Source organism: Candidatus Villigracilis affinis, from assembly GCF_016705895.1.
GTDB classification, from domain to species: domain Bacteria; phylum Chloroflexota; class Anaerolineae; order Anaerolineales; family Villigracilaceae; genus Villigracilis; species Villigracilis affinis.
This window is the reverse complement of the sequence record NZ_JADJKT010000039.1, coordinates 90468-117298: the sequence shown is the minus strand read 5'-3', so window position 1 is coordinate 117298 and position 26831 is coordinate 90468. Positions and strand designations below refer to the sequence as shown.

Here is a 26831-nt window from a genome sequence, read left to right as displayed (position 1 = left end):
ACTTAATTCAGGATGGCACCCATGACTGAATCAACCAAACTTCCTTCCGGCAAACCCCGCATCGAGACCATCGAAATGCGTGGAATCACCAAACGCTTTCCCGGTGTGATTGCCAATGACAAGGCCGATTTCGACATTCATGCGGGGGAAGTCCATGCTTTGCTGGGTGAAAACGGCGCAGGCAAAAGCACGTTGATGAAGATTCTGTACGGCATGTATCGCCCCGACGAAGGCGAGATTTTGCTGAACGGAAAACCCGTCACCATTGCTTCGCCAAATGATTCGATCAATCTTGGCATTGGCATGATCCATCAACACTTTATGCTTGTGCCAACCCTGACCGTGGCGGAGAATGTCGCACTCGGGCTGCCATCCTCCCGGGGCGCACTTACAGATCTCGACCGCGTTTCAAAGCGGATCGTTGAATTGGCCAGCATCTATGGTTTGAAGATCGACCCATCTGCTTATGTCTGGCAGCTTTCCGTTGGGCAGCAGCAGCGTGTTGAAATTATCAAAGCTCTTTATCGCGGCGCGGCGTTGCTCATTCTCGATGAGCCGACCGCTGTCCTTACCCCGCAGGAAGTGGACGAGTTATTCGTCATCATGCGCCAGATGGTGAAGGATGGTCATGCGCTGATTTTCATTTCTCATAAACTGCATGAAGTCGTCGAGATCAGCAATCGCATCACGGTCTTGCGTGATGGTCGCAGGATCGGTACACGTCTAACTTCAGAGACCACCAAACAAGACCTTGCGAATTGGATGGTGGGTCGTGAGATCGGTTTCGCTCCAGATCGCGGAAAGGTTGAGATCGGTGAAGCCCGCCTGAAACTCGAAAAGGTTGAATGCGGCAGCGACCGCGGCACACCGGGTCTACGCGGGGTCAGCATTGAAGTTCGTTCGGGAGAAATTCTCGGCATTGCAGGTGTCTCTGGCAATGGTCAGCGTGAATTGGCGGAAGCCATCACAGGCCTGCGCAAAGTCACCACGGGCAGGGTTTTCCTCGAAGGAAAAGACATCACCAATTTCGCCCCCGGTGACATTACCGAATTGAATCTTTCCTACATCCCTGAAGAGCGTATGCGCGATGGCATGATCAAAGATTTCACCATTGCCGAGAACATGATCCTGCGCGAACATCACAAGATGCCTTATTCGCGCATGGGCTTTCTCAATTTGAGCGATATCTCAAAACATGCCGATGAATTGATCGCAAAATTCCACGTCAAGACTCCTTCGCGTGAGACTCACGCCAAGAATCTCTCGGGTGGAAATATTCAAAAGGTCGTGCTTGCGCGCGAAATTTCGCGCAACCCGCGCGCCATCATCGCCGCACAGCCTACGCGCGGACTTGATATCGGCGCGACTGAATATGTCCGCGAGCAGTTGCTTATCGAGCGCCGCAAAGGTGTGGCAGTCATGCTCATCTCCGAAGACCTCGACGAAATTCTCGCCCTCTCTGATCGCATCGCCGTTCTCTATGAAGGCCAGGTGATGGATATTGTTCCGCGTTCCGAAGCCACACCTGAAAGGCTGGGTTTGCTCATGGCGGGTGTCCATCCTGAGGTCAGTTCATAACCGAGTGCGTTGCACCCATGTCGAATCGCTCCACTGAATTGTTCATCAAGTAGTAAAATCAAATTCCATTGGTCGGGTGGTCGCTGTTGTGAAATGCATCAGCGGCGTTGGGTCGCGCAGCACCCATCGAAAAGTACCGCCGCCTTAAGTAGAAAGGACACCACCTATGAACCTTTGGCAGGAATACAAACGCCCCGCCTCCGTGATGGAGGCCATTCAAGCACTCACGTCTGCATCTGGCCCCGCCTTGCCCATTGCTGGCGGCACAGATCTGTTGCTTGATTTGAAGCAGGGCCGCCATGCCCCCATTCATACTTTAATTGATCTGACCTTCGTCCCGGAGATGACCGCTCTCGAAGTGAGAGGGGATGAACTCTACATCGGGGCCGCCGTCCCAGTCAACCGCGTCGCACTGGACCCGCTAACGGGTACGCACGCCCAGGCATTGGTCGAAGCCTGTAACTTGATCGCGGGCCCGCAAGTCCGCAATACCGCCACGCTCGGCGGGAACGTGGCGCACGCACTCCCCGCCGCGGACGGAACCATTGCTCTCACTGCGCTAGATGCACAAGCCGAAGTCGCTGGCGTGTCAGGCACCCGCCGAATGCCGTTCACTTCATTATTCCTTGGCCCCGGCAAATCCGCTATTGATAAAGCAAAAGAGATCATTGTCGGCTTTCACTTGCCGCTTTCCACTCCCCACAGCGCTTCCTGCTTTAAACGCATCATGCGTCCGCAGGGAGTTGCGCTTCCCATTTTGAATTGCGCCATCTGGCTCGAACGCGTAGGGGACGTGGTCAAAGATATCCACATTGCCGTTGGCCCCGGCGCATCGACTCCCTTCCGTGCTACTGAAGCCGAATCCGCTTTGCGTGGACAAGCTCTCAACGAAGAATCCATTGACCGCACAGTAGATGCCCTGCTCGGACAAGCCCAGTTCCGCACCAGCGCGAGACGAGCCACATCAGATTATCGCAAACACATCGTCGGCGGCTTGTTCAAGGATGTGCTCAATACCGCGTGGAGTAGAGCAGGCTAACCACTGAGACGCTTTAAAGTTAATTGAGGCTGTGCAAAAAGCGAAGACTTGCTGGATGGCGGATATCGAATAACTTTGTCTTTGACAAGCGGGTGTGTTGAACTCAAGCGGCCCCTTTGACCATCAGCGAAAAAACCCCCCGCCCCCCTGTCCCCCGGGGTTAAAATTTATGAGGAAAACCCATGAACAATAAAATCACTTTTACAGTTAACAGCAAACCATACTCCATCGAAGCAGTTGCAGGCGAAACACTTTCAACCCTCTTGCGCGAAAGACTTCGATTAACGGGTACCAAGATCGGCTGTGAAGAAGCCGAGTGCGGCGCGTGTACCGTCCTTGTGGATGGCGAGCCGATGATGTCGTGTGTCTATCCCGCCGAGCGCGCCGATGGCAAGACCATCGTTACCATTGAAGGTTTGGCGGAACGTGTCCACGAAGAGATGAAATTACATCCGCTACAGGAAGCCTTTGTGGAGCATGGCGCTGTCCAATGCGGATTCTGCATCCCGGGCCAGATCATGACCGCGTACGCTTTGCTCAAGCGCAACCCGAACCCGAACAGCGATGACATCCGCTTTGCATTGAAGGATACGCTCTGCCGTTGCGCGGGATATCCATCCATTGAAAACGCCATCATCGCGGCGGCGCAGGCCTTGCGGACAGGTGAGCCCGTCCAAAAGCCGACGCATATTCCGAATTCCATTCACGAACACAAGACTGTCGGTCATTCACACTTGCGTCCCGAAGCCGTGGAAAAAGTGACAGGTGATGCCATCTACACCGATGACTTGAAATTCGACGGCATGTTGTATGCCAAAGCCAAACGCGCGATGATTCCGCATGGCTTTCTGACGAAGCTCGATATTTCCAAAGCCAAAGCATTGAAGGGTGTAGTGGCGGTTTTGACCGCCTCTGATGTCCCCGCTGAAAAGAATCATGGATTGGTGATTTATGACTGGCCCGTGATGGTTGGAGTCGGTGAACGAGTGCGCTATGTGGGTGATGCACTTGCCATCGTTGCAGCAGAATCTCAGGAGATTGCCGAACAGGCGTCCGCGTTGATTGAAGCGGAGTTTGACCTTCAGCCCGTCATCACCAATGCGGTCATGGCTCGTGAAGAAGGCGTTCCCCAAATCCACGAAAAAGGCAATTTGCTCAAGCACATCAAAGTCCGCAAAGGCGATATGGATACGGGCTTTGGTGAGGCCGATATTGTTCTTGAGCACATCTTCCACACGCCCGCCACTGACCATGCTTTTATCGAACCCGAATGCAGCATTGCTGTGCCGCTGCCCGATGGCCGCATGGAAATTTATGTCGGTTCGCAAATTCCGTACCAGGACCGCACACAGGTTGCGCGTGTGATGGGCTGGCCTGAAGAACGCGTGCGCATTGTTGGGCAGTTGATGGGCGGCGGCTTCGGCGGCAAGGAAGATGTGATGGGACAAATTCACACTGCCATGCTTGCGAACGTAACGCAGCGACCCGTGAAATTATTATTCGACCGCCGCGAAAGTTTGCTTGTGCATCCGAAACGACATGCCACACAAATTCGCGTGAAGATTGGCGCGAAGAAAAATGGCCGCCTCGTTGCTGCCGAGACCGAACTCTACGGTGACACGGGCGCGTATGCTTCGCTCGGCGAAAAAGTGATGACCCGCGCCACCACGCACTCGGCTGGCCCGTACGACATCCCGCACGTCCGCGCCGATTGCTATGCCATGTACACCAACAATCCGCCCGCGGGCGCGTTCCGCGGTTTCGGCGTCACGCAGTCTGCCTTCGCCGTTGAATCGATGATGGACAAACTCGCCGAAGAACTCAACATTGACCCCGTCGAATTGCGCCGCATGAACGCCTTGCACGTCGGCAGTTTCACCAACACGGGACAGGAATTGAAAGAGTCGGTTGGTCTGTTGGAATGTATCGACCGCGTGGATGCGGAGATGCGGAAACAAAACGCGCATCCTTTCAAACCGACAATTGATTCGAAAAACCCGAACCTTGTCCGCGCCTGGGGCTTTGCCTCTGCGTACAAGAACACGGGACTCGGCGGCGGTGCGCCCGACATCTCAGGTGCAGACGTGGAACTTTATGCCGACGGCACTTTCCAAGTCCGCAGTTCTGCCGCAGAGTTGGGGCAGGGACTCGTCACCGTCATGCGTTTGGTTGTCTCTGAAGAAATGGCAGTCGCTCCTGAAAAAGTGCGCGTCCTCGTCATGGACACCGACCTGACCCCGAACGGCGGCCCGACCACAGCCTCACGCCAGACCTTCGTCACAGGCAATGCATCCCGTTACGCCGCGAAGACTCTGCGAGATGAAATCAGTGCAACGATGGCGGAGAAATATGACGTGCGCCCTGAACAGATTCGTTTTGAGGACGGTATTGTCCATGTCAACGGGCATTCCATGTCGTACTCCGAAATTTATAACGAAATGGTTGCTTTGGGCAAACAGCCCAAAGTCCGCTACGAATATGAAGCGCCGAAGACCACGCCATTGGGTCAAGGCGGCGATATGCACTTCGCGTTCTCATTTGGTGTGCAAGCCGCCGAAGTGGAAGTGAACAAAATTACTGGCGAAGTCCGCGTGCTGAAGGTCATCTCTGCCAACGACGTGGGCATGGCGGTCAATCCGCTTGGCTTGCAGGGACAGGTCGAAGGCGGCGTGATGATGGGCCTCGGCAACTGCCTCACCGAAGAATTCATCGTCGAGAACGGGGTTGTGGTCACGGACCAACTGGCGCGCTATCGTGTCCCTGGCATCATGCTCACACCTGAGATTACCGCCATCATCGTGGAGCATCCCATTGCCTCAGGGCCGTATGGCGCGAAAGGCGTCGGCGAAATTTCCAGCATCCCGACCACGCCTGCCATCACCAACGCCATTTACAACGCGGTGGGTGTCAGGTTCGATAAATTGCCCGTCGACCAGGAAGTGATTGCAAGGGAGTTGTGGGAACGGGAAGGGCAGTAAGAAGTAAAGAGTAAAACGTTGAAAAGGACTCTCTAGGCTCAAGCCTGAGTCCTTTTCTAGTCTAGGCTCTGTCTATCGGGTAAAATCATGCCATTATGAAAAACTTCACTGGCTACAAATGCTCACTTTGTGGAACAGAATACCTGCCGGGTCAGGTCACATATACCTGCCCGAAGGATGGCGGAAATCTGGATGTCGTTCTGGATTATGAACTCATCAAGCGGAAATTTCATTACGAAGATATCACTTCACGGACGGAGTCTTCGCTTTGGAGATACCTGCCGCTTTTACCTGTGGATGAACCCGCAGGCGACTCAACCCCTTTGCACGCCGCAGGCTGGACCCCGGTATTTGCCCTGCCGCGACTGGCAGAAAAACTCAACCTGAAACATTTATGGCTCAAGGATGAGTCGCGCAACCCCACGGCCTCCTTCAAGGATCGTGCCAGCGCAGTTGTTGTGACTCGCGCGCGTGAGTTGAAATCCGAGATCGTGGTCACGGCCTCGACGGGGAATGCGGGCGCGGCGTTGGCGGGCATGTCTGCTGCGGTGGGGCAGAAGGCGGTGATCTTCGCACCCAAATCCGCGCCGCCTGCGAAAGTGGCACAATTGCTGGTCTTCGGCGCGAAAGTCATTTTGGTGGATGGAACCTACGACGACGCCTTTGATCTCACGGTCAAGGCGGCGGATGAGTTTGGCTGGTATTGCCGCAATACGGGCTATAACCCGTTTACGATCGAAGGCAAGAAAACCGCCGCTTTTGAAATTTGGGAGTGGTGGTTACAGGCGCATCGCGACTGGCATAAGAAGGATAGTCCGCTGGATAATCATCCGCCGTTGACTATTTTTGTTTCGGTGGGTGATGGCAACATCATCTCTGGCATTCATAAGGGATTCAAGGATCTGCTCGCCCTCGGCTGGATTCCCAACATGCCGCGCATTATCGGCGTGCAGGCGGAGGGTTCTGCGGCGATTGCCAATGCGTTCAACGCGAATACCGAAACCATTACTCCCGTCTCTGCTACGACGCTGGCAGACAGCATCTCTGTGGATTTGCCGCGTGACGGCGTGCGTGCAGTGCGTGCAGCCAAAGAGACGGGCGGCACGTATATCACAGTGACAGATGACGAGATCATCAAGTCCATTGCGGAACTCGGCAAAATGGGAGTCTTCCCCGAACCTGCCGGGGCCACGGCTTATGCTGGTTTGGTCAAAGCAACCAGCCTCGGGGTCGTTGGAAGCGATGATCCCATTTTAGTGATGAATACCGGCAGCGGTCTGAAGGATGTCAAAGCTGCAATGCAGGCGGTCAATCCTGCGCCGATTATTGAACCTACCCTCGAAGCGGTGAAAAAATTATTATGAAAAAGAAAATCAGCCAGTGGAATCTTCCCTTCCGTTATGCGATGGGCTTTGTCGTTCTGATTGTCATTGTTGCCCTATTGATCTATGCGCGCGAAGCGGTGAAGATGCTGGTGATCGCCGGGTTTGTTTCGTACCTGATCAGCCCTGCCGTGATATTGTTGAACCAAAACACAAAACTTTCGCGGACTGCGGCGGTGAATATCGTCTATTTCTCTGCGTTGATCTTTTTGGTGGGGGTGCCCGCCACGCTGACGCCGATCTTTTTCGACGAGATCAAGATCGTTGCCCAGGATTTGCTCGACCTTTCAGCGGAATTCAGCGCGATGCTTTCCCGTCCGATCCAGTTTGGTGGAATGTCTTTTCATTTCGAGCAGCTGGGTGAAAGCCTCGCGCATTTGCAGGATACGGTTTTGACTCCGCTGCCCGAAGAGGCACTGGCTTTGCTTGAGACCACATCCGTAAATGTGCTGTGGTTTTTAGTGATCATTGTCAGTGTGCACCTTTTCATGAGTCAGTGGCCGAGTATTCGCGATTGGATGGTCGATCTTGCGCCTGAGGAATATCATTCTGACATGCGCGAGTTGTACAAGCGCCTTCGCAATGTGTGGATGGCGTACCTGCGTGGACAGATCGTGCTGATGGTGGTGGTGGGAATCGTTTTCACAATCGCATGGGTGATCCTGGGCATTCCTGGGGCACTGGTGTTGGGTGTGCTGGCTGGGTTGTTTACCCTCGTGCCTGATGTCGGTCCTTTTCTTGCGGCGGCTTTTGCAGTTGGCGTGGCTCTGCTGGAAGGGTCAAGTTGGATACCCTATTCGAACGTGATCGTAGCGTTTATCGTTTTCCTCACTTACCTGGTGTTAATTAATTTGAAAAACTTTTTTGTGCGTCCGCTCATCATGGGGCGCAGTTTGCATATGAATGAAGGATTGATCTTTATTGCCATTATGATAGCGACAATCCTTGAGGGAATCATGGGCGCTTTGCTGGTCGTGCCTGTGCTGGCTTCGGTGGTTGTAATCATGGAATATGTGCGGCGGCGTGTGTTGGGGTTGCCGCCTTTTGAAGATGACGGTGAAAAACGCTTTGTGGCTCCGCCAGAAAAGATAAAAAGTGCGGCGGCCGCTTAAATTATCCACGAAGGAAAGTCAGAAAGAAGATTCATGAAAATCACTTATTCGATCATTGCTCCCATCTATAACGAAATCGACAATCTTCCCGAACTCTATCGCCGTGTGAAAGAGGTCATGGATTCTTCTGGCGAGCCCTGGGAACTCATCCTTGTGGATGACGGTTCCACCGACGGCTCTACCGATGGCATTCGTGCTTTGGCTGAAAAAGACAAAACTGTGCGCCCCGTCATCTTTGCGCGCAATTTCGGTCATCAGGTGGCCATCACCGCAGGCTGGGATTATGCCCGCGGTGACGCGGTCGTCATCATTGATGCCGACTTGCAGGATCCGCCCGAAGTGATCCTCAAACTCGCGAAGAAGTGGAAGGAAGGCTACGAAGTGGTGTATGCCGTGCGCGGCGAGCGCGAAGGCGAGACCTGGTTCAAGAAATTCACCGCCGCCATGTTCTACCGTATCATTTACAGTATCACCGATGTGAAGATTCCCGTGGATACAGGCGATTTCCGCCTGATGGATCGCAAGGTGGTGAATGTACTCAAGCAGATGAAGGAACGTCACCGTTTTCCACGCGGCATGTCGGCGTGGGTGGGTTTTAAGCAGATCGGCGTCACCTACAAGCGCGCAGCTCGCGTTGCAGGCGTGACAAAATATCCCTTCAAGAAGATGCTGCGCCTTGCATTGAACGCCATCACGGGCTTTTCTTATTTTCCCTTGCAAGTGGCGACGTATTTTGGGTTCATCTCGGCGGGTATGTCGATCCTCGCCATTCCTGTTGTGGCGATCCTGCGCCTTGCGGGTTCGCATTTCTTTGAAGGCCAGACCACTACCTTGGTCTCCGTGCTTTTTCTCGGTGGTGTGCAATTGATCTCGCTGGGTATCCTCGGTGAATACATTGGCCGCCTATACGATGAAGCCAAAGGCAGGCCGTTGTATATTGTCCGTGATGCGCCTGAAGACCAGTGAACAGTGAGCAATTACCAGTAATCAGTCGTTGAACGCTTAACGCCAAACGTTCAACGACTTTTTCATCTTTTCGATAAACTCACGCAAGCCTTCATAATTCATCCTTTATCTTTTATCCTTTCCACTATGTCCCTCTCCTTCCTCCGTGACCGCTCTTTTCTGCGCGAAATGCTCACCATCGCGATTCCTATTTCTTTTCAACAACTCATCAATGCTTCGCTCAACATGATCGATGTGCTCATGGTGGGGCAGCTTGGCGAAACCTCCATTGCAGCATTGGGATTATCAAATCAAGTCTTTTTCGTTTTTATCCTTTTGCTTTTCGGCCTTACCAGCGGCATGTCGATCTTCACTGCGCAATTTTGGGGGAAACAGGAAGTCGGTCCCATCCGCAAAGTATTGGGTATGAGCATACTCGTATCTACGTTGATTGCGCTTCTCTTTTCCCTTGCGGCCACGCTCATGCCGCAAACCGTTCTCGGCTTTTACACGAACGACGCCGAGGTGATCGCGATCGGCACACGCTATTTGCGCATCGTCGGGTTTTCATACATCCCTGTTGCGCTTGCCACCTCCTACATTGCCACTCTGCGCAGCATTCAGTTTGTCAAGATCACGGTCATTGCCACAACGACTGATTCTGCTTCTTGTCTTTATCTACACCCAAAAGACTCCCCTTGCCGCCAACCCGTTGACATTTTTCTCCTTTGACATGCCTTTCTTTACGCGTGTTCTTAAGACAACGCTGCCCGCACTTGCCAATGAAATGTTCTGGTCGTTGGGAATCACCACCTACAATGCCATCTACGCCCACATTGGCACGGATGCGATTGCCGCGATCAATGTCAACGCGACCATTGAAGAATTGGGGTTTGTCGTTTTCATGGGCCTGGGGAATGCATGTGCGGTGATGGTCGGCAATCGCATCGGCGCAGGCAAAAAGGATGAAGCCTATGAAACCGTTCGGCGCATTATCATTCTTGGGGTCTCTGCCGCATGGGTGGTGGGGATTGTCGTTGTCTTAATGCGCGATGTTGTCACAAATTTATACGACCTTTCCCCGAGCGGCGTACACAACGTGCGCATGTTGATGCTGATGATGGCTTGCACCTTGTGGATCCGCATGTTTAACTTCTCGACATTTATCGGCGCCCTGCGCGCAGGCGGTGATACCCGTTTTGCTCTCATCATGGAAATCTGTTCCATCTGGTTGATTGGCGTGCCCGTGGCATATGTTAGCGCGTTTGTGCTGCATTTCCCCGTGTATTACGTGTATCTCATGGTGGCGTTGGAGGAACTTGCCAAAGCCTTTGTCAGCGCCTGGCGCTTCAGGTCACGAAAGTGGATTCACGACCTGGTAAATGTCCCAGGCGAAGAAGCGGTGGCTGGTCTAGTATATCGGGCACCTAGAGCCGCAAGATTATTTTTTTCTCCATCTTGTAATCAGCATCTTCACGCGGACTCTCACCTGTGCATCCGCATCTGCTATTGACCAGAGCGATTGCGCGGTGTGGTAGACCCCATCTTCCATTTTTTCGAAGTCCTCCCATTCCTCGTCCATGAACTCTTTCATTTCAGAAGGAGTGTCCCAATAATAGAAAAAGGAAAATTCCTCTTCGTGTTCCCGTGCGAACCAGCCGCGTGATTCCACTTCACGCATGGCGCGAAATGCGGCTTCATCATCGGCTCTGCCGATGGGCATGTCTGTCAGCTGGCCTGCGGTTTGAACTTCCTGCTGTGAAGCGACCTCAACCGCCCAGTGGTCTTCCACTGGCCGCAGGTCGATCAGGATTCCATCTGATTTGAGCGTTCTTCGAATTTCATCCAGAGCATGGACCATGCTCTCGTGTTCCATTCATCAGAGTGACCAGGCGAGTACGGCGATATCGAATGTCTCTTTTGAGAAGGGGAGGTGTCTGGCGGTTGCGCGGGTGAAGCGGACTTTTTCGCGCAAGTCATAGGGAGAATCTGCGCGGGCGATGCGCAATGCATTTTGGTCAGGGTCCATTCCAACGGTCAGGGTGGATGCGGCGGCATATTTCCAGGTCAGTCTGCCTTCGCCGCATCCGATCTCCAAAACGCGCGCGTTCGCAAAATCCACAAATTTGTGGAGGGTCTTTTTCTCGAATCCTTCGGGATCTTTGAGTGGCTTCATGATTTCGTTTCTTTTACCGAGCGTTGGATGAGTTCTTTCAATACCTTTGCATTTACATCCTTCAGCGATTTTACATACAAACAGCCTTTGCCTGTTGTATGCTTGCCCAGTTTTTTAAGAAGCTCTGCATATGATTCCAAGCTTCCTGGAATGTACAGGGTCAGGTTTTGTTTGCGCGGCGAGAAACCGATGACCATCCAGTCCAGTTCGCGGCCGCTGGCGTATTTGAGGTGCTGTGTGCCGAACCCTACGATGCTTGAGCCCCACATCTTTGGGTCTGCTTTTGTGGCCTGCTTCATAAGTTTGACGATTTCGAGGCAGTCTTTTTTTGTTGCTTCGTCTTTGACGCCGTTCAGAAAATCGTCCACGCTTGCTTCGGTCTTTTTTGTTTTTAGCTCAGCCATGATGGTCTCCTTTTTGAGTTGTGATGCCTGTGGCCGGTGTGAGGATATATCGACAGTTTGAAGGCGTTGTTGAAATGCCGAATCATGCGCGTTCGGATGCACTGAATGTGTTTTTTTATTGTTTCAAGAATTTTTCAAGCGGCATGATGTATTTGTCGAATTCCTCATACATCGGAAAATGTCCGCAGTTTTCGATCAAGATGAGTTGCGCTACGGACATTTGTTTTTTGAAAACATGCGCCTGTGCAACAGGCACGGTGCCATCCTGCTCTCCAAAAATGACCAGTGTTGGCGCGGTGATATTTTTGATCGAAGCAGTGAGGTCGGTGGCGTTGAGCGAATCCCATGCTTTGGGTGTAGAGTGGGCGATTTCTATGTTGAAGGCCATTTTTCGGTCGAGTTCCCAAAGATCGTAGGGCAGCTTGCGAATATTAAAAAACCAGGGACTGAAAACGAACCATGCATACGTCTTTGATGTTTTTGTAATTGCCAGCGAAGTGCTGTAAAGCGCTGGGACGTGGTGTGCTGTGTCAACCGTTTTGCGTGTGAAGTTCTGCACCCAGCTCGAAAGCTCGCCTGTGACTACGCCATCCACGCTGACCAGTTTGTTCACCCGTTCTGGAGCGAGGTTGGATGCAAGGTAAGTGGCGATCTGCCCGCCCATGGAATGGCCGATGACAATGAAATTGTCAAAGCCAAAATGATCGGCAACTTTTAGCGCGCGCTCGGCCTGTTTGGCAATGCTGTAATCTCCGTCCTGGGGTTTGTCGCTGTTGCCAAAACCCAGATGGTCAATGGCGATGCAATGAAAATCCTGTTGGAGCGTTTCGATCGTGCGAGTCCACACGCCGCGATGAGACATGATCCCGTGCAGAAACAACACAGGCGGATTCGTCGGAGAACCCGCCTGTGTGTAGGCAATGTTTTGATGATCGATCTGCAGATAGTCTGTCATTTTTGAGGGTGTGCGAAACTTTACCTATCCCGTTCCAAACTGGCGGTCACCTGCATCTCCAAGACCAGGCACGATGTAGGCACGTTCGTTGAGGTGATCGTCAATTGCGGCGATGAAAATGTCGATATCGGGATGCGCCTCCTGCATGGCTTTGATTCCCTCGGGTGCGGCGATCAAGCCGACGAATTTGATCTTGGTCACGCCCCAACGTTTGAGAATATCGGCTGTAGCCGTGGCTGATCCGCCCGTTGCCAGCATTGGGTCGAGGATGAGGCAGACCGAAACACGCGGGTCCACGGGGAGTTTGTTGTAATACTCAACAGGCTGCAGGGTATGTTCGTCACGATACAGGCCGATGTGCCAGACCTCAGCACTCGGCATGAGTTCCCAAATCCCTTCCACCATGCCAAGCCCCGCGCGCAGAATGGGGATAAGGCCGATCTTTTCCTGCAATTGACGGGCGGTCATTGTTTCGAGCGGGGTCTCGATTTCGATTGGCACTGTGGCAAGGTCGGCAGTGGCTTCATATGCAAGAAGTCCCGCGATCTCTCTGACGAGTTCGCGGAACTTCTTGGGTTCAGTTTTCTTATCTCTCAAACGCGATAGTTTGTGGGCGATGAGGGGATGATGAGATGCGTATACATTCGACATGGGGCTTCTCCTGAAGTGGGTTACTTAATTATAGCCTTGAAGATGATATTTGGCCCGTGACTTTGAATGTTGGTTTTGATACACTGACCTTGCGTGTATAAAGCATGGCAAAGGAGAATTTATGAACGGAAATGATTTTATGGCGTGGGTCTTGCGTTCACCGTTTCATGGCATGTTAAGTAATGGCATGATGCTTATTACCATCACGGGGCGTAAAACTGGGAAGACGTATACAACCCCTGTTGGCTATTATGTCGAAAATGATTATCTATGGGTCATCACCAGCCGCGAGCGGACCTGGTGGAAGAACCTGCAGGGCGGCGCACAAGTGGGCATGCTGCTGAAGCGCAAGCCTGTTCAAGGCACAGCTGATGTTGAGCTGGATGAAAAATCCGTAGAGGCGCGAATGTACGAATATCTGCGCCACGTTCCGCAGGCGGCCAGGCCAATGGGTGTCCGTGTCGAAAATGAAAAGCCGAACGCTGAAGATATCGCCCGTACGGCAAAAGATAGATTGTTCGTGAAGATCAAACTAGCGGAATAAATTAAAAACGAAAGGCAATGCGCCCAGCGCCATGCAAATGAAAAAGCCGACAACGAAAATGGTGAGGCAGGTGGGAAGAACCCAACGGATCCACGTCCAGTAGGCGTACATATTCCAGGCTTTGATGGCGAGGGGCTGGGCTTTGCGAAGAAGTTCGGGCGCTTCTTTTTCCAAACTGACAACTGGTTTTGCCTTCGGTTGAATTTTTTCCACCCTGGGTATGGCCCTCGTCCGCAGTTCTTCGGGGATGGTGAGTGTGATTCCGCAATAGGCACAGGCCATGCTGATTTGACCCGCTTCGGGTTTATTGGGCGCGCCGCAGCCAGTACAGTGAAAGGTTTGAGTCATTGTTTTGAGTTCTCCAAGTCGGGCAATTATAAAAGCAAGTTGCGATAGAATCGGACCAACCCAATTCAGAGGAGAACTTCCCCATGACCGAACAATTTACATTCGGCGGTGAGATCATTTGGCGCCCCACGTCTGACCATATTGAGCAGGCTAACCTGACGGCGTTCATGCGCCTGCACGGCATCCGCGATTTTGATGAACTCATGCAAAAGTCCACGAGTGATGTGGCGTGGTTCACAGATGCGGTATTGAAATTCCTCGACATTCAATTTTACGAACCCTATTCCAAAGTAGTCGACCTTTCAGAAGGAATTCAATTCCCGAAATGGTGCGTGGATGGGCGGATGAATATCGTCCATAATTGTGTGGATAAATACCAGCTATCAGCAGCCAGTGGACACACGAAGCGAGCAGTGGTGTTTGAAGGGGAAGAGGGAATTACAAAGACTTTTACTTATGAAATGCTTTATAAAGAAGTGAATAAAACTGCAAATGCCTTGCACTCACTGGGGTTGGGCAAGGGAGATGCGATCGGCATTTTCATGCCGATGACTCCCGAGATCGTGATCGCATTGCTTGCCATCGCAAAGATCGGCGGAATCATTTTGCCGTTGTTCTCGGGTTACGGCGCAGGAGCGATTGTTTCAAGGCTGGCGGATGCAAATGCGAAGGCACTCTTCGCGGCGGATGGCGCCTATCGACGCGGCAAGGCCGTCGAGATGAAATCCATTGCGGATGAGGCAGCGGAGCAGGTTGGTTCGTTGCGGCATATGATCGTTTTAAAGCGGACTGGGCAGGCGATAAAGATGAAAGAGGAAAGAGATCATTGGTGGCATGAGTTGGTTGATCAACAATCAGAGTGCGAAGCTGAAAAGACCAGTGCCGAAGACCCGTTGATGATTATCTATACTTCAGGCACGACCGGCAAGCCGAAAGGCGCAGTTCACACCCATTGTGGATTCCCTGTCAAAGCCGCGCAGGATATGGCGTTTGGGACGGATGTGCATGCAGGGGATGTGATTTACTGGATGACCGACATGGGTTGGATGATGGGGCCGTGGCAGGTGTTTGGAAGTCTGCTGTTGTGGGCGACAATGTTTCTTTATGACGGCGCACCTGATTTCCTGCGCCAGACCGTTTGTGGGAATTGGTCGAGAAACATGGGATCAATCAAATGGGGGTCTCACCGACTTTGATCCGCTCGTTGATCCCGCAGGGAGATGAGCATTTCAAGAAGCATGACCTTTCCTCGCTCAAGTGCTTTGCATCGACAGGCGAGCCGTGGAACCCCGACCCGTGGATGTGGTTATTCGAGAAGGTCGGGGAAGGGAAACGCCCGATCATTAATTACTCAGGCGGTACCGAAATTTCAGGTGGAATCGTGATGGGAAATCCGCTCATGCCGTTGAAGCCGTGCGCATTTTCTGCGGCCTGCCCCGGCATGGATGCGGATGTCGTGGATGAAAACGGAAATCTATTCGTAATGCGGTGGGCGAATTGGTCATCAAAGCGCCATGGATCGGTATGACGCGTGGTTTCTGGAATGACAGGCAGCGCTATCTTGATACCTATTGGTCGCGCTGGGAAAATGTGTGGGTCCACGGCGATTTCGCTGCGATTGACAGCGACGGGCTTTGGTATATCCTCGGGCGTTCGGACGATACGATCAAGATTGCGGGGAAGCGGCTTGGGCCTGCCGAGGTGGAGTCGATTCTCGTGAGGCACGATTCTGTGGTGGAGGCGGCGGCAATCGGGGTGCCGCACGATGTCAAGGGGAGTGAATTGATCCTTTTCGCAGTGACCAGGCCCGGGGTAGAACGAAGCGATGCTCTTCGTCAAGAACTGCATGAGATGGTTGTGGCAGAAATGGGCAAGCCGCTGGCGCCGAAGGCCATCCTGTTTGTCTCTGATCTGCCCAAAACACGCAATGCCAAGGTGATGCGGCGGTTGATTCGCTCGGCGTATCTGGGGCTGGAGTTGGGCGACACATCGTCTCTGGTGAATCCGCAGGCGGTGGAGGAGATTCGGCGCGCAAAATGAAATTTTGACCCTGCATTATAATAACGGGCGTCTCGCATGCCCTGCGGGAAAAGGGAGATTTAATGAAAAAAGCTCGTTACGTGTTTTGGGTGTATGGCCTGATACTTACAATAATTCTGTCGGCCTGTGGCTCGCCGACGCCTGTGGTGGTCGTGGTGACTGCCACGTCACTGCCTCCGACCGAGGGAGTGATCGAGCCGACCGCAACTTTAGTGCCTGTGAATCTCTCCGGCCCGCAAAGCGGTGACAAGGTGAGATGGATCGATGGAAGTAATTTGATCTATATTCCGCCTGGTGAATTCGTGATGGGGAACGGCGGTTTCGATGCGCCCGTGCGCAATGTGACATTAGACGGTTTTTGGATCTACCAAACCAAGGTGACCAACCGTATGTTCACACAGTGTGTGGCGGTTGGTTCCTGCACCGCTCCCACCGAGGAATTGGGTGGACCTGGTGTTCAGCAATCCCGAATATGCCAATCATCCCGTGGTGGGTGTAACTTGGGATCAAGCTCAAGCCTACTGCGGCTGGGCCAATGGACAATTGCCGACAGAAGCGCAATGGGAAAAAGCGGCTCGCGGCCTTTCTGGTAATTTATATCCGTGGGGTAACGACGAGCCCGCCTGCGACTTTTTGAATTTTGGTTATTGTCTTGGCCGCACCACCGAAGTGGATGCTTTTGCCGAGAGCGGAAGCCCGTTTGGCTTGTATGACATGGCGGGCAATCTCTTTGAATGGGTAAATGATTGGTATGCCGAAGCCTACTACAACGAAGCGCCAGCCGCGAACCCAACTGGACCTGATAGTGGTCAATATCGGGTAATTCGTGGAAGTTCGTTCGAGACCGACCCTGAGCTGATCGAATCTGCGATTCGGCATTTCGGCGCTCAGGGATATCACACCCGCGATATTGGCTTCCGATGCACGGTTCCGCAGCCGCAGTTGTTTGCTCCGTATTGCCAGCTTTCAGCTTATATTCCTTCGGGCGTGATCGTTTCGAATGGATGTGAATTGCCTGAGGCAGAAGTGGCGGGTCAATACTGCGCGGTGGGGCGGAGCTTTGCTACTGTCAGCCTCTCCCCAGGAGCAATTTATCAAACTGGCGAAAACTTGAAATGTGAAGAAGCGGTTGTGGATGGCCAGCGCGTACTCACTTGTGTTGGGCCATTCGCACAGGAAGCCACGAACGAGATCACAGTTTGTAATCCAACCTGCAGCAATTCCCCGGATATCACGGGTGCTTCACCGACCTGTGACCCCGGGTACACACTAGACCCTGTCACCAATTCCTGTAATTATGCGCCGGTGCCTAATGAATTAAGCGTAGCGGGATGTCCCGCTGGTTATAATTTGGTGGACCGAGGCGGACAGCAAACCTGCGTGGTCTCAACGAATGCCAATGGAGAATGTCCGAACGGTTTGTATTATGACGATCTTGCTGGGATGTGCGTCCCACCGAATGGATTGGCCGAAGCGCCGATCGGCATCAACAACGCTCCGCTGGCGGCTCAAACCTATTCGGGCTGTGCGGCTGGATTTACCTACAGTGACACATTCCAATGCTGCCAGGCCGTAACCGGTGGTACCTACCCTGGTTGCTCCCCAGGGTCCACGTTCAATCGGGACCTCGGAGCCTGCTCGCCAGGCGAGATCAGACTCGCCGGCCCGGGCTGTGTCACGCTCGATGTGACCACACTCAAATGCAGCCAGCCCGTGGACGTGTGTTCCCGTATCAAATCTGAGACCACTTGTATTCGTAATTCCTATGCCTGTAAATGGGATGACGAGATCAATGTTTGTATGTTGAGATAAAGGTCAAAAGATAAAGAGTACGAACAATGCCCCGTGGATCATTTCAGGGCGGATTGTTTTACAAACAAGTGCTGAAAACGGAAGATCAGGTCATTTCTTTTTCCGAAACCAACCAATTGTGATCGTTTCTTGATGTTTTATTTCTTCGTAAGGATATCTAGAAAAGAATAACAATCTTTGCCAGATATATAAGGATATATTTTTGAAATCCAAGCATGATAAAAGGTATGACAGGGGAGTGACTAAAGATACTGATGCCTTTCTTTATTTGTGGTATATTTCACAATTGAGAATGGTATTTTTGCACCGTGGAGGCAAAGGCAAAAACGCTTTGTTCAACAAGTTTCGGAGGCCGTAATAAAAATGGAAAGAGTTGAGTACATACTGCTTCTAGCGGGGGCTATTTTTTGCGCTTATCGCGCCATCGTATCAAAACGTATTCTTTCGTCAACGATATATCTGGCATGTATCAGCGCGCTGATCTCGGTTGTGTTATTCATGTTGGGCGCAACCCAGGTGGCAGTGATGGAGCTCTCCGTGGGGGCGGGGCTCGTCACCGTGTTGTTGGTCTATGCGTTGAGTGTGGTGGGTGAGGACGCGCTTGATCCAAGTTCGGTCATCTCGAAGCCGCTCGCGATTGCGGTGGTCGCTGCGGTGACCTTGTTGCTGGGCTGGATGATCTATCCTGCTACCCAATTTGAAAACCTGATGGGCTCGGTTGACCTTGCCAGTGTACTCTGGCAGCAACGGGTGCTCGACGTATGGATTCAAATCGTTCTGATCTTCTCCGGCGTGATGGGTGTTCTCGGATTGCTTTCTGAGAGAACCCCGGCAAAGCTGAAGGAGGGCATTCATGAAACTGACTGAAATTAATATCATCCTGATTGGCATTGTCAGCCTGCTCGGCGTTGGTTTTTATGGCCTCTTGATCACGCGCAATCTCATCAAGGTGGTGATGGTTCTGCAAATACTGGTCAAGGCCGTAGTGCTGGCTTTTGTCTTCTCGGGGAAGGTAAGCGGCAACCTCGGGCTGGGACAATCCATCGCTGCGACGGTCATTGTGGCAGATACGATCGTGGCGGTCGTTGGGCTGGCCCTGGCGGTTCAAGTCCGCCGCCGTTTCGGCACACTTGATGCGCCTGAGATCTCCACGTTGAGAGGTTGATATGGCGAATATATTCATCCTTCTCATCATTGGGTTCCCGTGGCTTGGTGCACTCATCGTTTGGCTGATTGGCGACGCACGTCCAAAGATTCAGCACACATTTGCAGTAGCCTTCAGCCTGCTTTCAGGCATTTCCTCCTTGATCCTTTTGGCATTTATCAATTCACAGCCAGCCATTGACCTTTCACTTGGAACTTCATTCGGCAGCCTTACCTTCACCCCTGATGGACTCGCCGTTTCGCTGACAGTCATCGCCACCGTCGTTGGTTCACTGGCCGTTTTGTTTTCGGTGGATTACATGCGCGGCGAAGCACAGCTCGGCCGTTACTACTTTATGGTGTTGTTCTTCATCGGCGCAATGGCGGGTTTGGTGTTGAGCGGAAATTTGCTCTTCACCTTCTTCTTCTGGGAGATCACCGCGCTATGTTCGTACGGATTGATCTCTTTCTACAACGACGACCCAAAAGCTGTGGCGGGCGGTATCAAGGCCTTGATCATTACACAAGTGGGCGGTGTAGGATTGCTGGCAGGCGCTTTGATCTCCTACGCCAACCTTGGCAGTTTTCAAATTTCAGAACTGCTTGGGAGGGCAGACACAATCCCAACTGCCGCACTCTCGTTCATCGCTTTTAGTTTTTTGATTGCGGCTGCTGCCAAGTCGGCGCAATTCCCATTTCACACATGGCTGCCCGATGCAATGGAAGCACCGACTCCGATTAGCGCATTGATCCATGCTGCCACGATGGTGAACGCGGGCATTTATTTGCTGGCGCGTTTTTATCCCGCTTTTGAATCCGTCCCTGGTTGGAAAACAGCCGTTATTCTTGTGGGTGTAACTTCTGCATTGATCACTGCCTTCATGGCGCTGACTGCCACCGATCTCAAACGCGCGTTGGCTTATTCCACGGTCAGCCAGCTTGGGTACATGGTTTATGCCATCGGCGCAGGCGGCGTGCTGGCGAGTCAGTTTCATTTATTCAGCCATGCGGTTTTCAAAGCCTTGCTCTTCCTCACCGCAGGCTCGGTCATTCACGCTGTGGGCACACGCGACATGCGCCGCATGGGCGGCCTCGGCGCAAAGATGCCTTTCGCGCGCAATGTCTTTATCATTGGCGCATTGGCATTGGCGGGCATTCCCATCTTCAACGGGTTTTGGAGCAAGGAACTCATTCTCGAAGTCGGCCTCGAACATTCCCCGATGTGGGCATACGCCCTCATGCTTCTCGGCGCAGGACTCACCGCCTTTTACACTTTCCGCATGACTTGGATGGTCTTCTTCGGCACACCGCGCGAAGCACTGCACATTCATCCCATTGGCATCGCCATGAAAATCTCATTGGCCGTGTTATCCATCGGCACATTCACCACTTGGCTCCTCTTTGGTGGATTGAATGGAATATTATCTGCGTCCCTGCCTTTTCATGAAATCGAAGCAGAATCCACCCTGGAGATGATCAAAGCGATCAGCTTCGCACCCGCAACCTGGTTCGCTCTTCTGGTAGTGACTCTCGGCCTGGGCCTCTTCTTCGCCTTCGGACGGAAGTTTGCACTCTCGGAAAGCCCCGCCTGGTTGAGTACACTGACCGAATCTTCCTTCGGATTTGAACCTGTCAATCGTTTTGTCGTCAGCCTTGTTTCGAACAGCGCTGAGAAATTACGCGCCACACAAACAGGCCAGTTGAATTGGAATATCCTCGCCATTGTTGGCGCGCTGCTGGTCGTACTTGCGGCTTTGGTATGGGGGGGAGCATTATGAACCTTTTGAATTTCATCTGGATGATTACGATCCCGCTGATTGCCTCCCCCGTGGTGTATTTGTCCGGGCGGCTGGGGACACATGAAGTTGTTCTTCAGCGTCGTTCCTATCTCGTGCGTGGACTAGCCCTGCTGGCGATTTTGCTTGCATGGGTTCCCTTTGTCTTTTCCGTTCGAACCTTTCTTACAGGCGGCCTGCTCGAATTCAACATTGAATCCATCTGGCTGCGCGTGGATGGGATCAGTCTGCTTGTAGCGGCGATGGTGCTCGTGCTTGGGACGATGGTGATCCTGTTCTCAGGCCCGTACATGGCTGGTGAAGTGGGCGAGGAAAAATACTATGCCATGCTCCTGGCGATGATCGGATTGATGATCGGCCTCGCCTGTGCAGACGACCTGTTTAATCTTTGGGTGTGGTTCGAAGGCATGGCAGTTTCATCATATTTGCTGGTGGCTTTTTATCGTGAACAACCTGCCTCCCTCGAAGCGGGGATGAAATATCTCGTGCAAAGTGCGGTGGGTTCGGTGCTCGTACTGTTGGGTGTGGCTCTGGTTTTAGCCAATGCCGGGACGTTGGATATGTCCGGGATTCACGAAGCAATCAGTAGGTCTGAAGTGAACCGCTGGGCGTTGCTTGGTGCGGGCGCTTTGTTCGTCATCGGCTTCGGGGTGAAAGTGGCAATCGTTCCGCTGCACACCTGGCTGCCCGACGCACATTCGCAGGCGCCGAGCGGAATCAGCGCGATGCTTTCGGGGGTGGTCATCGAAGCTGGGTTAATCGCAATGCTGCGCGCGCTTTCAGTGTTGCCAGGGTTTTCGATCTCATGGGGCATCCTGTTCATGTCGTTTGGTGCATTGAATATTCTGTATGGTAATTTGCTGGCGTTGCGACAGACGATGGTGAAACGCCTGCTTGCGTATTCGAGTCTGAGTCACATCGGTTACATTTTGCTGGGGTTGGGTGTGGCGTTTTATTCCGGTGCCGAGCTTGGAGCGCAGGGTGCATTCTTTCATCTGTTCACGCACATGCTGATGAAGGGTCTGGCGTTTCTGGCAGTTGGCGCGTTGATCTATGGCATGTTCCTGCAGAACGACTCGCACGCCTCCCTGAAAGTGACCGACCTTGCTGGTGCCGCGCAGAAATATCCGCTGGTTGCATTGGCGTTCAGCATTGCAGTGCTGGCACTGGGTGGCCTGCCGCCATTGGCTGGCTTCATGTCGAAATGGCAGATTTTTGTAGCAGGGTTTCAAGTTCAGAATAATTGGGTCACTGCGCTGATGATCTTTATGGCGCTCAATAGTGTGCTTTCACTGGCCTATTACGCGCCGCTGGTCAATTTGATGTATCGTAAATCACCCTCCGAGCAGGTGCTGGCGGGCAAGCCTTTGCCGATGGCAATTACCCTGCCATTGTTGCTCATGATGCTTGCGGTCATTGTTTTGGGCTTTGTGCCTCAGCTGATGAATTGGGTCACCGCTCCTGCGGCGCAAACTTTCATCGCAATGTTTGGAAGATAAGCCATGAATAATTTTATTCTTACTCCCGTATTTGCCTTTCTGATCTATTTTCTGGTTGTTTCCGCAGCTTCAGGGCTGGGGCGATTGTTTTCAGCAAGAGGCCGCAAATCCCAGTTCAAATCGGAGCCCTACGCAAGCGGAGAGGATTATGACCCCGTACCCGCCGCGCCGGGCTATCGTCAATTCTTTGTGATCGCGTTGTTCTTTGCGGTCTTGCATTTGGGAATCATCATGATCGGCAGCAGTGACCTTTCTTCTGTCACAGGTATTTATTTGCTGGGGCTGATCCTTGCCCTGGTCGCTTTAATCCTTGGATGAAAGTTTGAGACCCTAAAGGTTTTTAAAACCTTTAGGGTCTGGATAAAGGTAAAACCATGAATAAAAACAATGAGCAATTCTGGAAACAGATCATCAAAAAAGTCCGCACTTGGGCGCGGCTGAATTCCATTTGGGCTGTGCATTTCAATAGCGGATCGTGCAACGGCTGTGACATCGAGATCCTCGCCACACTGACCCCGCGTTACGATGTGGAACGTTTCGGCATTAAGCTGGAGGGCAGTCCCCGGCATGCGGATGTGTTGATCGTGACTGGACCAGTTACACGTCAGGCAAGGGAGCGTTTGATCCGCACCTATGAGCAGATGCCCGAGCCGAAGTTCGTCATCTCGGTGGGGTCTTGCAGCATCTCGGGCGGCGTCTTCGAAGGTTGTTACAACGTTGGCGGTTCGGTGGATGAGGTCATCCCAGTGGATGTTTATATCCCGGGTTGTCCGCCGCGCCCTGAGGCGATCATTGATGGCATTGTTCAATTGCTTGCCAGCCTAAAGGGCGACGAGCCGCGCAAAATGGCAAGGCCGGTCAATGTAGAGGAGATCCCCGCATGAACATCGAACAAACTTTAAAGGATGCCGAGCAGTTTCTTGCTCCATGGTGCAAGGAGACATTTCACCCGGAGGTGAACCGTTTGGATGTGGCGATTCAAGTGGATGACCTGCGCGCCGCAGTCGGTGCCTTGCTGGCCGCCCGCTGGGGTTATTTATCTGCGGTCACCGGAACAGACCTCGGAATTGAAGTCGGTCAATTGGAGGCGCTCTATCATTTTTGCAACGGCCCTGCGATTACCTCATTACGAATCCATTTACCTCGTGAATCCGATGCCTGCCTGCCAAGCATCGCGGATATCATCCCATCTGCATCGTTCTTTGAACGCGAGTTGCAGGAAATGTTGGGCTTTGCTTTTAGCGGATCAAAAGTGAGTGAGCGCCTTTTTCTACCAGATGACTGGCCCGAAAAGGTGTACCCGCTTCGAGCGGATTTTTCAATCGAGCAAGCCGCGCCGGTAGCGGGTCGCCGCGCCGACGAATTGCCTGAGCAGGGAGTGGTCGGCGGAAACACATTCGTAATCCCCATTGGCCCGCAGCATCCTGCACTCAAGGAGCCTGGCCACTTTGAATTTACGGTGGACGGAGAAATTGTCACCGCAGCCAAAATGCGGCTCGGATATGCACACCGCGGAATCGAAAAAGCCGCCGAAAGCCGCAACTGGATCCAGAACCTGTATCTCTTCGAAAGGATCTGCGGAATCTGTTCGCACACACACGCAATGGCTTACAGCCTCGGTGTTGAAAAACTGGCGCAGGTGGAAGCTCCGCCGCGTGCGCAGGCGATCCGTGAATTGATCGCGGGATTGGAACGTGTTCACAGTCATTTATTGTGGCTCGGTGTGGCCGCACACGAAGCGGGCTTTGATACCTTGTTCATGTACTCGTGGCGTGACCGCGAAACTGTGATGAATCTACTTGAGCAGATCACTGGCAACCGTGTCAATTATTCTGCGAATGTATTAGGCGGCGTGAAATGTGACATTGGTGCCGAACAAGCCAAAGCCGTCAAAGAAGGACTTACCTATCTCGAAACACGCATTCGCCATTATCTTGAAGTAGTGACGACAGATGCGATGTTCCTGAATCGTACCCGCGGCATCGGCACCATCTCTCGGGATGAAGCGGAAAAATTCGGTCTGCTTGGCCCAACTGCGCGCGCTTCCGGGCTGTCGCGCGATGTGCGCCTCGAAGCGCCTTACGGTGCGTATCATCATTTCCCTGTCAGCCTCGTGATGGAAACCAATGGCGATTTGGAAGCCCGCTGTGTCGTTCGTTTGAAGGAATTGCTGGTTTCATGTTTCACCATGCGCACGATCGTCGATAACCTGCCTGAAGGTCCGCTGACAACCCGTATGCCGCGCAAGATTCCCGCCGGGGAAACCGTTTCCCGCATCGAAGCGCCGCGCGGAGAATTGTTCTATTACATTAAGAGCAAGGGTGGGGAAAACCCCGCGCGAGTTCACATCCGCACACCCAGCCTATGTAACTGGGTCTCTGTGCTCGAAAAAGCGGTGGGGCATCAACTGGCCGATGTGCCCATGTTGATCGCTGGCATGGACCCGTGTTTTTCATGCAATGACCGCGTTGTCACCGTCAATCGTCCCAGCACCAATGAGACCTGGTCCTGGAAACAATTACGCGAGTATGGAATCGAATTTTACAAACGATGAACACACTTACCCCTCTCATTACTCTCCTGATCTTTCCCGCCGGGTTAACGTTGATTTTGGTTGGCATGTTTTACGAATGGGTTGACCGCAAGCTGGTGGCTCGTTTTCAAAACCGCATCGGTCCGCGCTGGTTTCAGCCCTTTGCAGATGCGGTCAAGTTGTTTGCGAAGGAACAGATCACGCCCGCCATTGTGAATCCGTACCTGTTTTTTGGATTGCCCGTCGCCGCGCTTGCGGGTGCGTTGACATCCGCCTTGTACGTGCCATTAATGGGATTAACACCCGCTTCCAACTTCCCCGGTGATTTGATCGTGACCATTTACCTGCTCAGCCTGCCGACCATGTGTGTGGGCCTGGCTGGCTGGAACAACAGCGGCCGCTTTTCACTGATCGGTGCCACGCGCACCCTGACGCAGTTGTTTGCCTATGAAGCGCCTTTTTTGTTGGCGCTGTTGGGTCCAGCGCTGGTGGCTGGCAGCTGGCAGATCAACACCATCAATCGATTTACCCAAGATCATTGGCTTATCCTCACCCAGCCTGTTGGGTTTATCGTGGCGTTGATCGGTTTGATGGGCAAGCTCGAACTGCCTCCATTTGATGCTCCCGAAGCAGAAACCGAGATCGTCGCTGGCGCGCTCACCGAATACAGCGGACGCGGCCTTGCCATGTTCAAGATCGGCAAATCAGTGGAATTGATCGTTGGGTTGTGTCTTGTAGCTTCGTTCTATCTGGGCGGGTTGAATGGTGTTCCGTCGTTCCTGTTCAAAACGCTGATTCTGCTCCTGGGCATGACCATGCTTCAGTCATTGTTGACCCGTCTGCGCATCGACCAGACCGTCGGGCTTTGGTGGCGCTTTGGTGCTATATTGGTATTGGCGCAGCTTCTTGTCATCATTTTAGTGAAAGGATTCCTGCCATGAAGATCGGAACCATGCTCAAGGATATCGTCGCGTCGTTTTTCAAAAAGACAAGTACGCAGCTGTATCCGTTCGAAAAGACCCGCGCGCCTGAGCGATATCGCGGCAACTTGTTCTACGACCCATCTGCCTGTACGGGCTGCTGCCTGTGCGTAAAGGATTGTCCATCCAAAGCGATTGAACTGGTCACGCTTGACCGCGCCGCCAAAAGATTTGTTCTGAAATATCATATGGACCAGTGTATTTACTGTGGCCAATGTGCTGTGAATTGCAAATTCAAATGTATGGGTATGACCAGCCAGGATTGGGAACACGCAGCTCTCAATAAAAAGGAATTTACGGTGTACTATGGAAAAGATGAAGATATCAAACAACTCTTGGAAAACGTCTCTAAACCAGCTGCTGAACCAGTTGACAAACCGATTGGGTGATCTGCCGCGCGTGGCAGTGGTGGGGATCGGGAATCCGCTCCGCAATGACGATGGCGCGGGCATTCTCGTTGCGCGCGAATTGACTCGCCGTGAGCATGTGGCTGGGATGAATCATGTCCTCGTGATTCAGGCAGGCCATGCCCCCGAAAATGTGACGGGTGAACTGCGTGAATTCGCCCCCAATCTGGTTTTGTTGGTGGATGCCGCCGAAATGCGGGATGTCCCTGGCGCGATCTGTTGGGTGCCGATACAAGCCATCGAAGGCATGAGTGCCTCCACGCATAGTCTGCCGCTTTCCATGCTGGCCCGCTACCTGACTTTGGAACTTCATTGTGATGTAGCCTTGATCGGTATTCAGCCGAAATCGAACGACGTCGGTGAGATCGTAAGCGCGGAAGTTCAAGCCGCCGTGAATGAGATCGTCAACGAAATGTGCGATGCCTGTCTTGTAAAAAAGCCAGCCTATTAATCGTAGGTCAAGCTTTAAGCTTGACGAAAACAGACGGGCATATAAGCCCGCCCTACGA

The 26831-nt window shown here is 52.7% G+C and carries 30 protein-coding genes; 24 read left to right on the top strand and 6 right to left on the bottom strand.

Annotated elements, in window-relative coordinates:
* Positions 1–21: 21 nt before the first annotated feature.
* The 8 genes from IPI86_RS21865 (at position 22) to IPI86_RS21830 (ending at position 10547) form a co-directional block, all read left to right on the top strand.
* Complete coding sequence (locus tag IPI86_RS21865; RefSeq protein ID WP_345300151.1) at positions 22–1578, top strand: ABC transporter ATP-binding protein; 1557 nt, start codon at positions 22–24, stop codon at positions 1576–1578.
* A gap of 166 nt (positions 1579–1744) precedes the next feature.
* Positions 1745–2617, top strand: coding sequence for a xanthine dehydrogenase family protein subunit M (locus IPI86_RS21860; protein ID WP_345300150.1), 873 nt, complete (start codon positions 1745–1747; stop codon positions 2615–2617).
* A 182-nt stretch (positions 2618–2799) separates the two neighbouring features.
* A complete protein-coding gene (locus IPI86_RS21855) occupies positions 2800–5595 on the top strand; it encodes a molybdopterin cofactor-binding domain-containing protein (RefSeq protein WP_345300149.1) in 2796 nt (931 codons plus the stop codon).
* A 95-nt stretch (positions 5596–5690) separates the two neighbouring features.
* Positions 5691–6959, top strand: a complete 1269-nt coding sequence (thrC, locus tag IPI86_RS21850) for a threonine synthase (RefSeq protein WP_345300148.1) — start codon at positions 5691–5693, stop codon at positions 6957–6959.
* Positions 6956–8089 carry an AI-2E family transporter gene (locus tag IPI86_RS21845; RefSeq protein WP_345300147.1) on the top strand — a complete coding sequence of 378 codons (1134 nt, stop codon included), beginning with the start codon at positions 6956–6958 and terminating at the stop codon, positions 8087–8089. The genes thrC and IPI86_RS21845 overlap by 4 nt, the downstream gene beginning before the upstream one ends.
* A gap of 33 nt (positions 8090–8122) precedes the next feature.
* Entirely contained in the window at positions 8123–9055 is a 933-nt protein-coding gene (locus IPI86_RS21840; protein ID WP_345300146.1) for a glycosyltransferase family 2 protein, read from the top strand.
* Between the two features lie 126 nt (positions 9056–9181).
* Positions 9182–9766, top strand: coding sequence for an MATE family efflux transporter (locus IPI86_RS21835; protein WP_345300145.1), 585 nt, complete (start codon positions 9182–9184; stop codon positions 9764–9766).
* Complete coding sequence (locus tag IPI86_RS21830; protein ID WP_345300144.1) at positions 9678–10547, top strand: MATE family efflux transporter; 870 nt, start codon at positions 9678–9680, stop codon at positions 10545–10547. Before IPI86_RS21835 ends, IPI86_RS21830 begins: the two co-directional genes overlap by 89 nt.
* Here IPI86_RS21830 and IPI86_RS21825 read toward each other — a convergent pair.
* The 5 genes from IPI86_RS21825 to upp form a co-directional block, all read right to left on the bottom strand.
* A complete protein-coding gene (locus IPI86_RS21825; RefSeq protein WP_345300143.1) occupies positions 10476–10895 on the bottom strand; it encodes a hypothetical protein in 420 nt (139 codons plus the stop codon). The genes IPI86_RS21830 and IPI86_RS21825 overlap by 72 nt on opposite strands.
* A gap of 18 nt (positions 10896–10913) precedes the next feature.
* A complete protein-coding gene (locus IPI86_RS21820) occupies positions 10914–11210 on the bottom strand; it encodes a class I SAM-dependent methyltransferase (protein ID WP_345300142.1) in 297 nt (98 codons plus the stop codon).
* The gene (locus tag IPI86_RS21815; RefSeq protein WP_345300141.1) at positions 11207–11614 is read right to left on the bottom strand and encodes a DUF1801 domain-containing protein; all 408 of its coding nucleotides are present in this window, start codon (positions 11612–11614) and stop codon (positions 11207–11209) included. Before IPI86_RS21815 ends, IPI86_RS21820 begins: the two co-directional genes overlap by 4 nt.
* A 115-nt stretch (positions 11615–11729) precedes the next feature.
* Complete coding sequence (locus IPI86_RS21810; protein WP_345300140.1) at positions 11730–12569, bottom strand: alpha/beta hydrolase; 840 nt, start codon at positions 12567–12569, stop codon at positions 11730–11732.
* A 24-nt stretch (positions 12570–12593) separates the two neighbouring features.
* Positions 12594–13220 (bottom strand): uracil phosphoribosyltransferase, encoded by a 627-nt coding sequence (upp, locus tag IPI86_RS21805; RefSeq protein ID WP_345300139.1) that lies wholly within the window; start codon positions 13218–13220, stop codon positions 12594–12596.
* A gap of 121 nt (positions 13221–13341) precedes the next feature.
* On the opposite strand from upp, the gene IPI86_RS21800 reads away from it, so the two are divergent.
* The gene (locus tag IPI86_RS21800) at positions 13342–13764 is read left to right on the top strand and encodes a nitroreductase/quinone reductase family protein (RefSeq protein WP_345300138.1); all 423 of its coding nucleotides are present in this window, start codon (positions 13342–13344) and stop codon (positions 13762–13764) included.
* On the opposite strand, the gene IPI86_RS21795 is transcribed toward IPI86_RS21800, so the two are convergent.
* Positions 13753–14112, bottom strand: coding sequence for a hypothetical protein (locus IPI86_RS21795; protein WP_345300137.1), 360 nt, complete (start codon positions 14110–14112; stop codon positions 13753–13755). The genes IPI86_RS21800 and IPI86_RS21795 overlap by 12 nt on opposite strands.
* 83 nt (positions 14113–14195) lie before the next feature.
* Between IPI86_RS21795 and IPI86_RS21790 the strand changes: the two genes are divergently transcribed.
* From IPI86_RS21790 to IPI86_RS21720, 15 genes are all read left to right on the top strand, one after another.
* On the top strand, positions 14196–15308 hold the full coding sequence (locus tag IPI86_RS21790; protein WP_345300136.1) for an AMP-binding protein: 1113 nt from the start codon (positions 14196–14198) through the stop codon (positions 15306–15308).
* A complete protein-coding gene (locus IPI86_RS21785; RefSeq protein ID WP_345300135.1) occupies positions 15287–15640 on the top strand; it encodes an AMP-binding protein in 354 nt (117 codons plus the stop codon). Before IPI86_RS21790 ends, IPI86_RS21785 begins: the two co-directional genes overlap by 22 nt.
* A complete protein-coding gene (locus IPI86_RS21780) occupies positions 15637–16152 on the top strand; it encodes a hypothetical protein (protein ID WP_345300134.1) in 516 nt (171 codons plus the stop codon). Before IPI86_RS21785 ends, IPI86_RS21780 begins: the two co-directional genes overlap by 4 nt.
* Positions 16153–16214: 62 nt before the next feature.
* Positions 16215–16745 (top strand): SUMF1/EgtB/PvdO family nonheme iron enzyme, encoded by a 531-nt coding sequence (locus IPI86_RS21775; protein WP_345300133.1) that lies wholly within the window; start codon positions 16215–16217, stop codon positions 16743–16745.
* Complete coding sequence (locus IPI86_RS21770; protein WP_345300293.1) at positions 16639–17964, top strand: formylglycine-generating enzyme family protein; 1326 nt, start codon at positions 16639–16641, stop codon at positions 17962–17964. Before IPI86_RS21775 ends, IPI86_RS21770 begins: the two co-directional genes overlap by 107 nt.
* 363 nt (positions 17965–18327) lie before the next feature.
* Positions 18328–18831, top strand: coding sequence for a hydrogenase subunit MbhD domain-containing protein (locus tag IPI86_RS21765; RefSeq protein ID WP_345300132.1), 504 nt, complete (start codon positions 18328–18330; stop codon positions 18829–18831).
* Complete coding sequence (locus tag IPI86_RS21760; RefSeq protein ID WP_345300131.1) at positions 18818–19129, top strand: NADH-quinone oxidoreductase subunit K; 312 nt, start codon at positions 18818–18820, stop codon at positions 19127–19129. Before IPI86_RS21765 ends, IPI86_RS21760 begins: the two co-directional genes overlap by 14 nt.
* A 1-nt stretch (position 19130) precedes the next feature.
* Positions 19131–20885, top strand: a complete 1755-nt coding sequence (locus tag IPI86_RS21755) for an NADH-quinone oxidoreductase subunit L (RefSeq protein ID WP_345300130.1) — start codon at positions 19131–19133, stop codon at positions 20883–20885.
* On the top strand, positions 20882–22402 hold the full coding sequence (locus tag IPI86_RS21750) for a proton-conducting transporter membrane subunit (RefSeq protein ID WP_345300129.1): 1521 nt from the start codon (positions 20882–20884) through the stop codon (positions 22400–22402). Before IPI86_RS21755 ends, IPI86_RS21750 begins: the two co-directional genes overlap by 4 nt.
* A gap of 3 nt (positions 22403–22405) precedes the next feature.
* A complete protein-coding gene (locus IPI86_RS21745) occupies positions 22406–22720 on the top strand; it encodes a hypothetical protein (RefSeq protein ID WP_345300128.1) in 315 nt (104 codons plus the stop codon).
* Positions 22721–22776: 56 nt separating this feature from the next.
* Positions 22777–23286, top strand: a complete 510-nt coding sequence (locus IPI86_RS21740) for an NADH-quinone oxidoreductase subunit B family protein (RefSeq protein ID WP_345300127.1) — start codon at positions 22777–22779, stop codon at positions 23284–23286.
* Positions 23283–24956: an NADH-quinone oxidoreductase subunit C gene (locus IPI86_RS21735; protein ID WP_345300126.1), complete on the top strand. Its 1674-nt coding sequence runs from the start codon at positions 23283–23285 to the stop codon at positions 24954–24956. Before IPI86_RS21740 ends, IPI86_RS21735 begins: the two co-directional genes overlap by 4 nt.
* On the top strand, positions 24953–25876 hold the full coding sequence (locus IPI86_RS21730; RefSeq protein ID WP_345300125.1) for a complex I subunit 1 family protein: 924 nt from the start codon (positions 24953–24955) through the stop codon (positions 25874–25876). Before IPI86_RS21735 ends, IPI86_RS21730 begins: the two co-directional genes overlap by 4 nt.
* Complete coding sequence (locus tag IPI86_RS21725) at positions 25873–26304, top strand: 4Fe-4S binding protein (RefSeq protein ID WP_345300124.1); 432 nt, start codon at positions 25873–25875, stop codon at positions 26302–26304. Before IPI86_RS21730 ends, IPI86_RS21725 begins: the two co-directional genes overlap by 4 nt.
* The gene (locus IPI86_RS21720) at positions 26285–26773 is read left to right on the top strand and encodes a hydrogenase 3 maturation endopeptidase HyCI (RefSeq protein ID WP_345300123.1); all 489 of its coding nucleotides are present in this window, start codon (positions 26285–26287) and stop codon (positions 26771–26773) included. The genes IPI86_RS21725 and IPI86_RS21720 overlap by 20 nt, the downstream gene beginning before the upstream one ends.
* Positions 26774–26831 lie beyond the last annotated feature (58 nt).

Coding starts and splice junctions, on each gene's coding strand:
- IPI86_RS21865 (WP_345300151.1), top strand. CDS start 22: ATGACTGAATCAACCAAACTTCCTTCCGGCAAACCCCGCATCGAGACC.
- IPI86_RS21860 (WP_345300150.1), top strand. CDS start 1,745: ATGAACCTTTGGCAGGAATACAAACGCCCCGCCTCCGTGATGGAGGCC.
- IPI86_RS21855 (WP_345300149.1), top strand. CDS start 2,800: ATGAACAATAAAATCACTTTTACAGTTAACAGCAAACCATACTCCATC.
- thrC (WP_345300148.1), top strand. CDS start 5,691: ATGAAAAACTTCACTGGCTACAAATGCTCACTTTGTGGAACAGAATAC.
- IPI86_RS21845 (WP_345300147.1), top strand. CDS start 6,956: ATGAAAAAGAAAATCAGCCAGTGGAATCTTCCCTTCCGTTATGCGATG.
- IPI86_RS21840 (WP_345300146.1), top strand. CDS start 8,123: ATGAAAATCACTTATTCGATCATTGCTCCCATCTATAACGAAATCGAC.
- IPI86_RS21835 (WP_345300145.1), top strand. CDS start 9,182: ATGTCCCTCTCCTTCCTCCGTGACCGCTCTTTTCTGCGCGAAATGCTC.
- IPI86_RS21825 (WP_345300143.1), bottom strand. CDS start 10,895: ATGGTCCATGCTCTGGATGAAATTCGAAGAACGCTCAAATCAGATGGA.
- IPI86_RS21820 (WP_345300142.1), bottom strand. CDS start 11,210: ATGAAGCCACTCAAAGATCCCGAAGGATTCGAGAAAAAGACCCTCCAC.
- IPI86_RS21815 (WP_345300141.1), bottom strand. CDS start 11,614: ATGGCTGAGCTAAAAACAAAAAAGACCGAAGCAAGCGTGGACGATTTT.
- IPI86_RS21810 (WP_345300140.1), bottom strand. CDS start 12,569: ATGACAGACTATCTGCAGATCGATCATCAAAACATTGCCTACACACAG.
- upp (WP_345300139.1), bottom strand. CDS start 13,220: ATGTCGAATGTATACGCATCTCATCATCCCCTCATCGCCCACAAACTA.
- IPI86_RS21800 (WP_345300138.1), top strand. CDS start 13,342: ATGAACGGAAATGATTTTATGGCGTGGGTCTTGCGTTCACCGTTTCAT.
- IPI86_RS21795 (WP_345300137.1), bottom strand. CDS start 14,112: ATGACTCAAACCTTTCACTGTACTGGCTGCGGCGCGCCCAATAAACCC.
- IPI86_RS21790 (WP_345300136.1), top strand. CDS start 14,196: ATGACCGAACAATTTACATTCGGCGGTGAGATCATTTGGCGCCCCACG.
- IPI86_RS21785 (WP_345300135.1), top strand. CDS start 15,287: ATGGGGGTCTCACCGACTTTGATCCGCTCGTTGATCCCGCAGGGAGAT.
- IPI86_RS21780 (WP_345300134.1), top strand. CDS start 15,637: ATGACGCGTGGTTTCTGGAATGACAGGCAGCGCTATCTTGATACCTAT.
- IPI86_RS21775 (WP_345300133.1), top strand. CDS start 16,215: ATGAAAAAAGCTCGTTACGTGTTTTGGGTGTATGGCCTGATACTTACA.
- IPI86_RS21765 (WP_345300132.1), top strand. CDS start 18,328: ATGGAAAGAGTTGAGTACATACTGCTTCTAGCGGGGGCTATTTTTTGC.
- IPI86_RS21760 (WP_345300131.1), top strand. CDS start 18,818: ATGAAACTGACTGAAATTAATATCATCCTGATTGGCATTGTCAGCCTG.
- IPI86_RS21755 (WP_345300130.1), top strand. CDS start 19,131: ATGGCGAATATATTCATCCTTCTCATCATTGGGTTCCCGTGGCTTGGT.
- IPI86_RS21750 (WP_345300129.1), top strand. CDS start 20,882: ATGAACCTTTTGAATTTCATCTGGATGATTACGATCCCGCTGATTGCC.
- IPI86_RS21745 (WP_345300128.1), top strand. CDS start 22,406: ATGAATAATTTTATTCTTACTCCCGTATTTGCCTTTCTGATCTATTTT.
- IPI86_RS21740 (WP_345300127.1), top strand. CDS start 22,777: ATGAATAAAAACAATGAGCAATTCTGGAAACAGATCATCAAAAAAGTC.
- IPI86_RS21735 (WP_345300126.1), top strand. CDS start 23,283: ATGAACATCGAACAAACTTTAAAGGATGCCGAGCAGTTTCTTGCTCCA.
- IPI86_RS21730 (WP_345300125.1), top strand. CDS start 24,953: ATGAACACACTTACCCCTCTCATTACTCTCCTGATCTTTCCCGCCGGG.
- IPI86_RS21725 (WP_345300124.1), top strand. CDS start 25,873: ATGAAGATCGGAACCATGCTCAAGGATATCGTCGCGTCGTTTTTCAAA.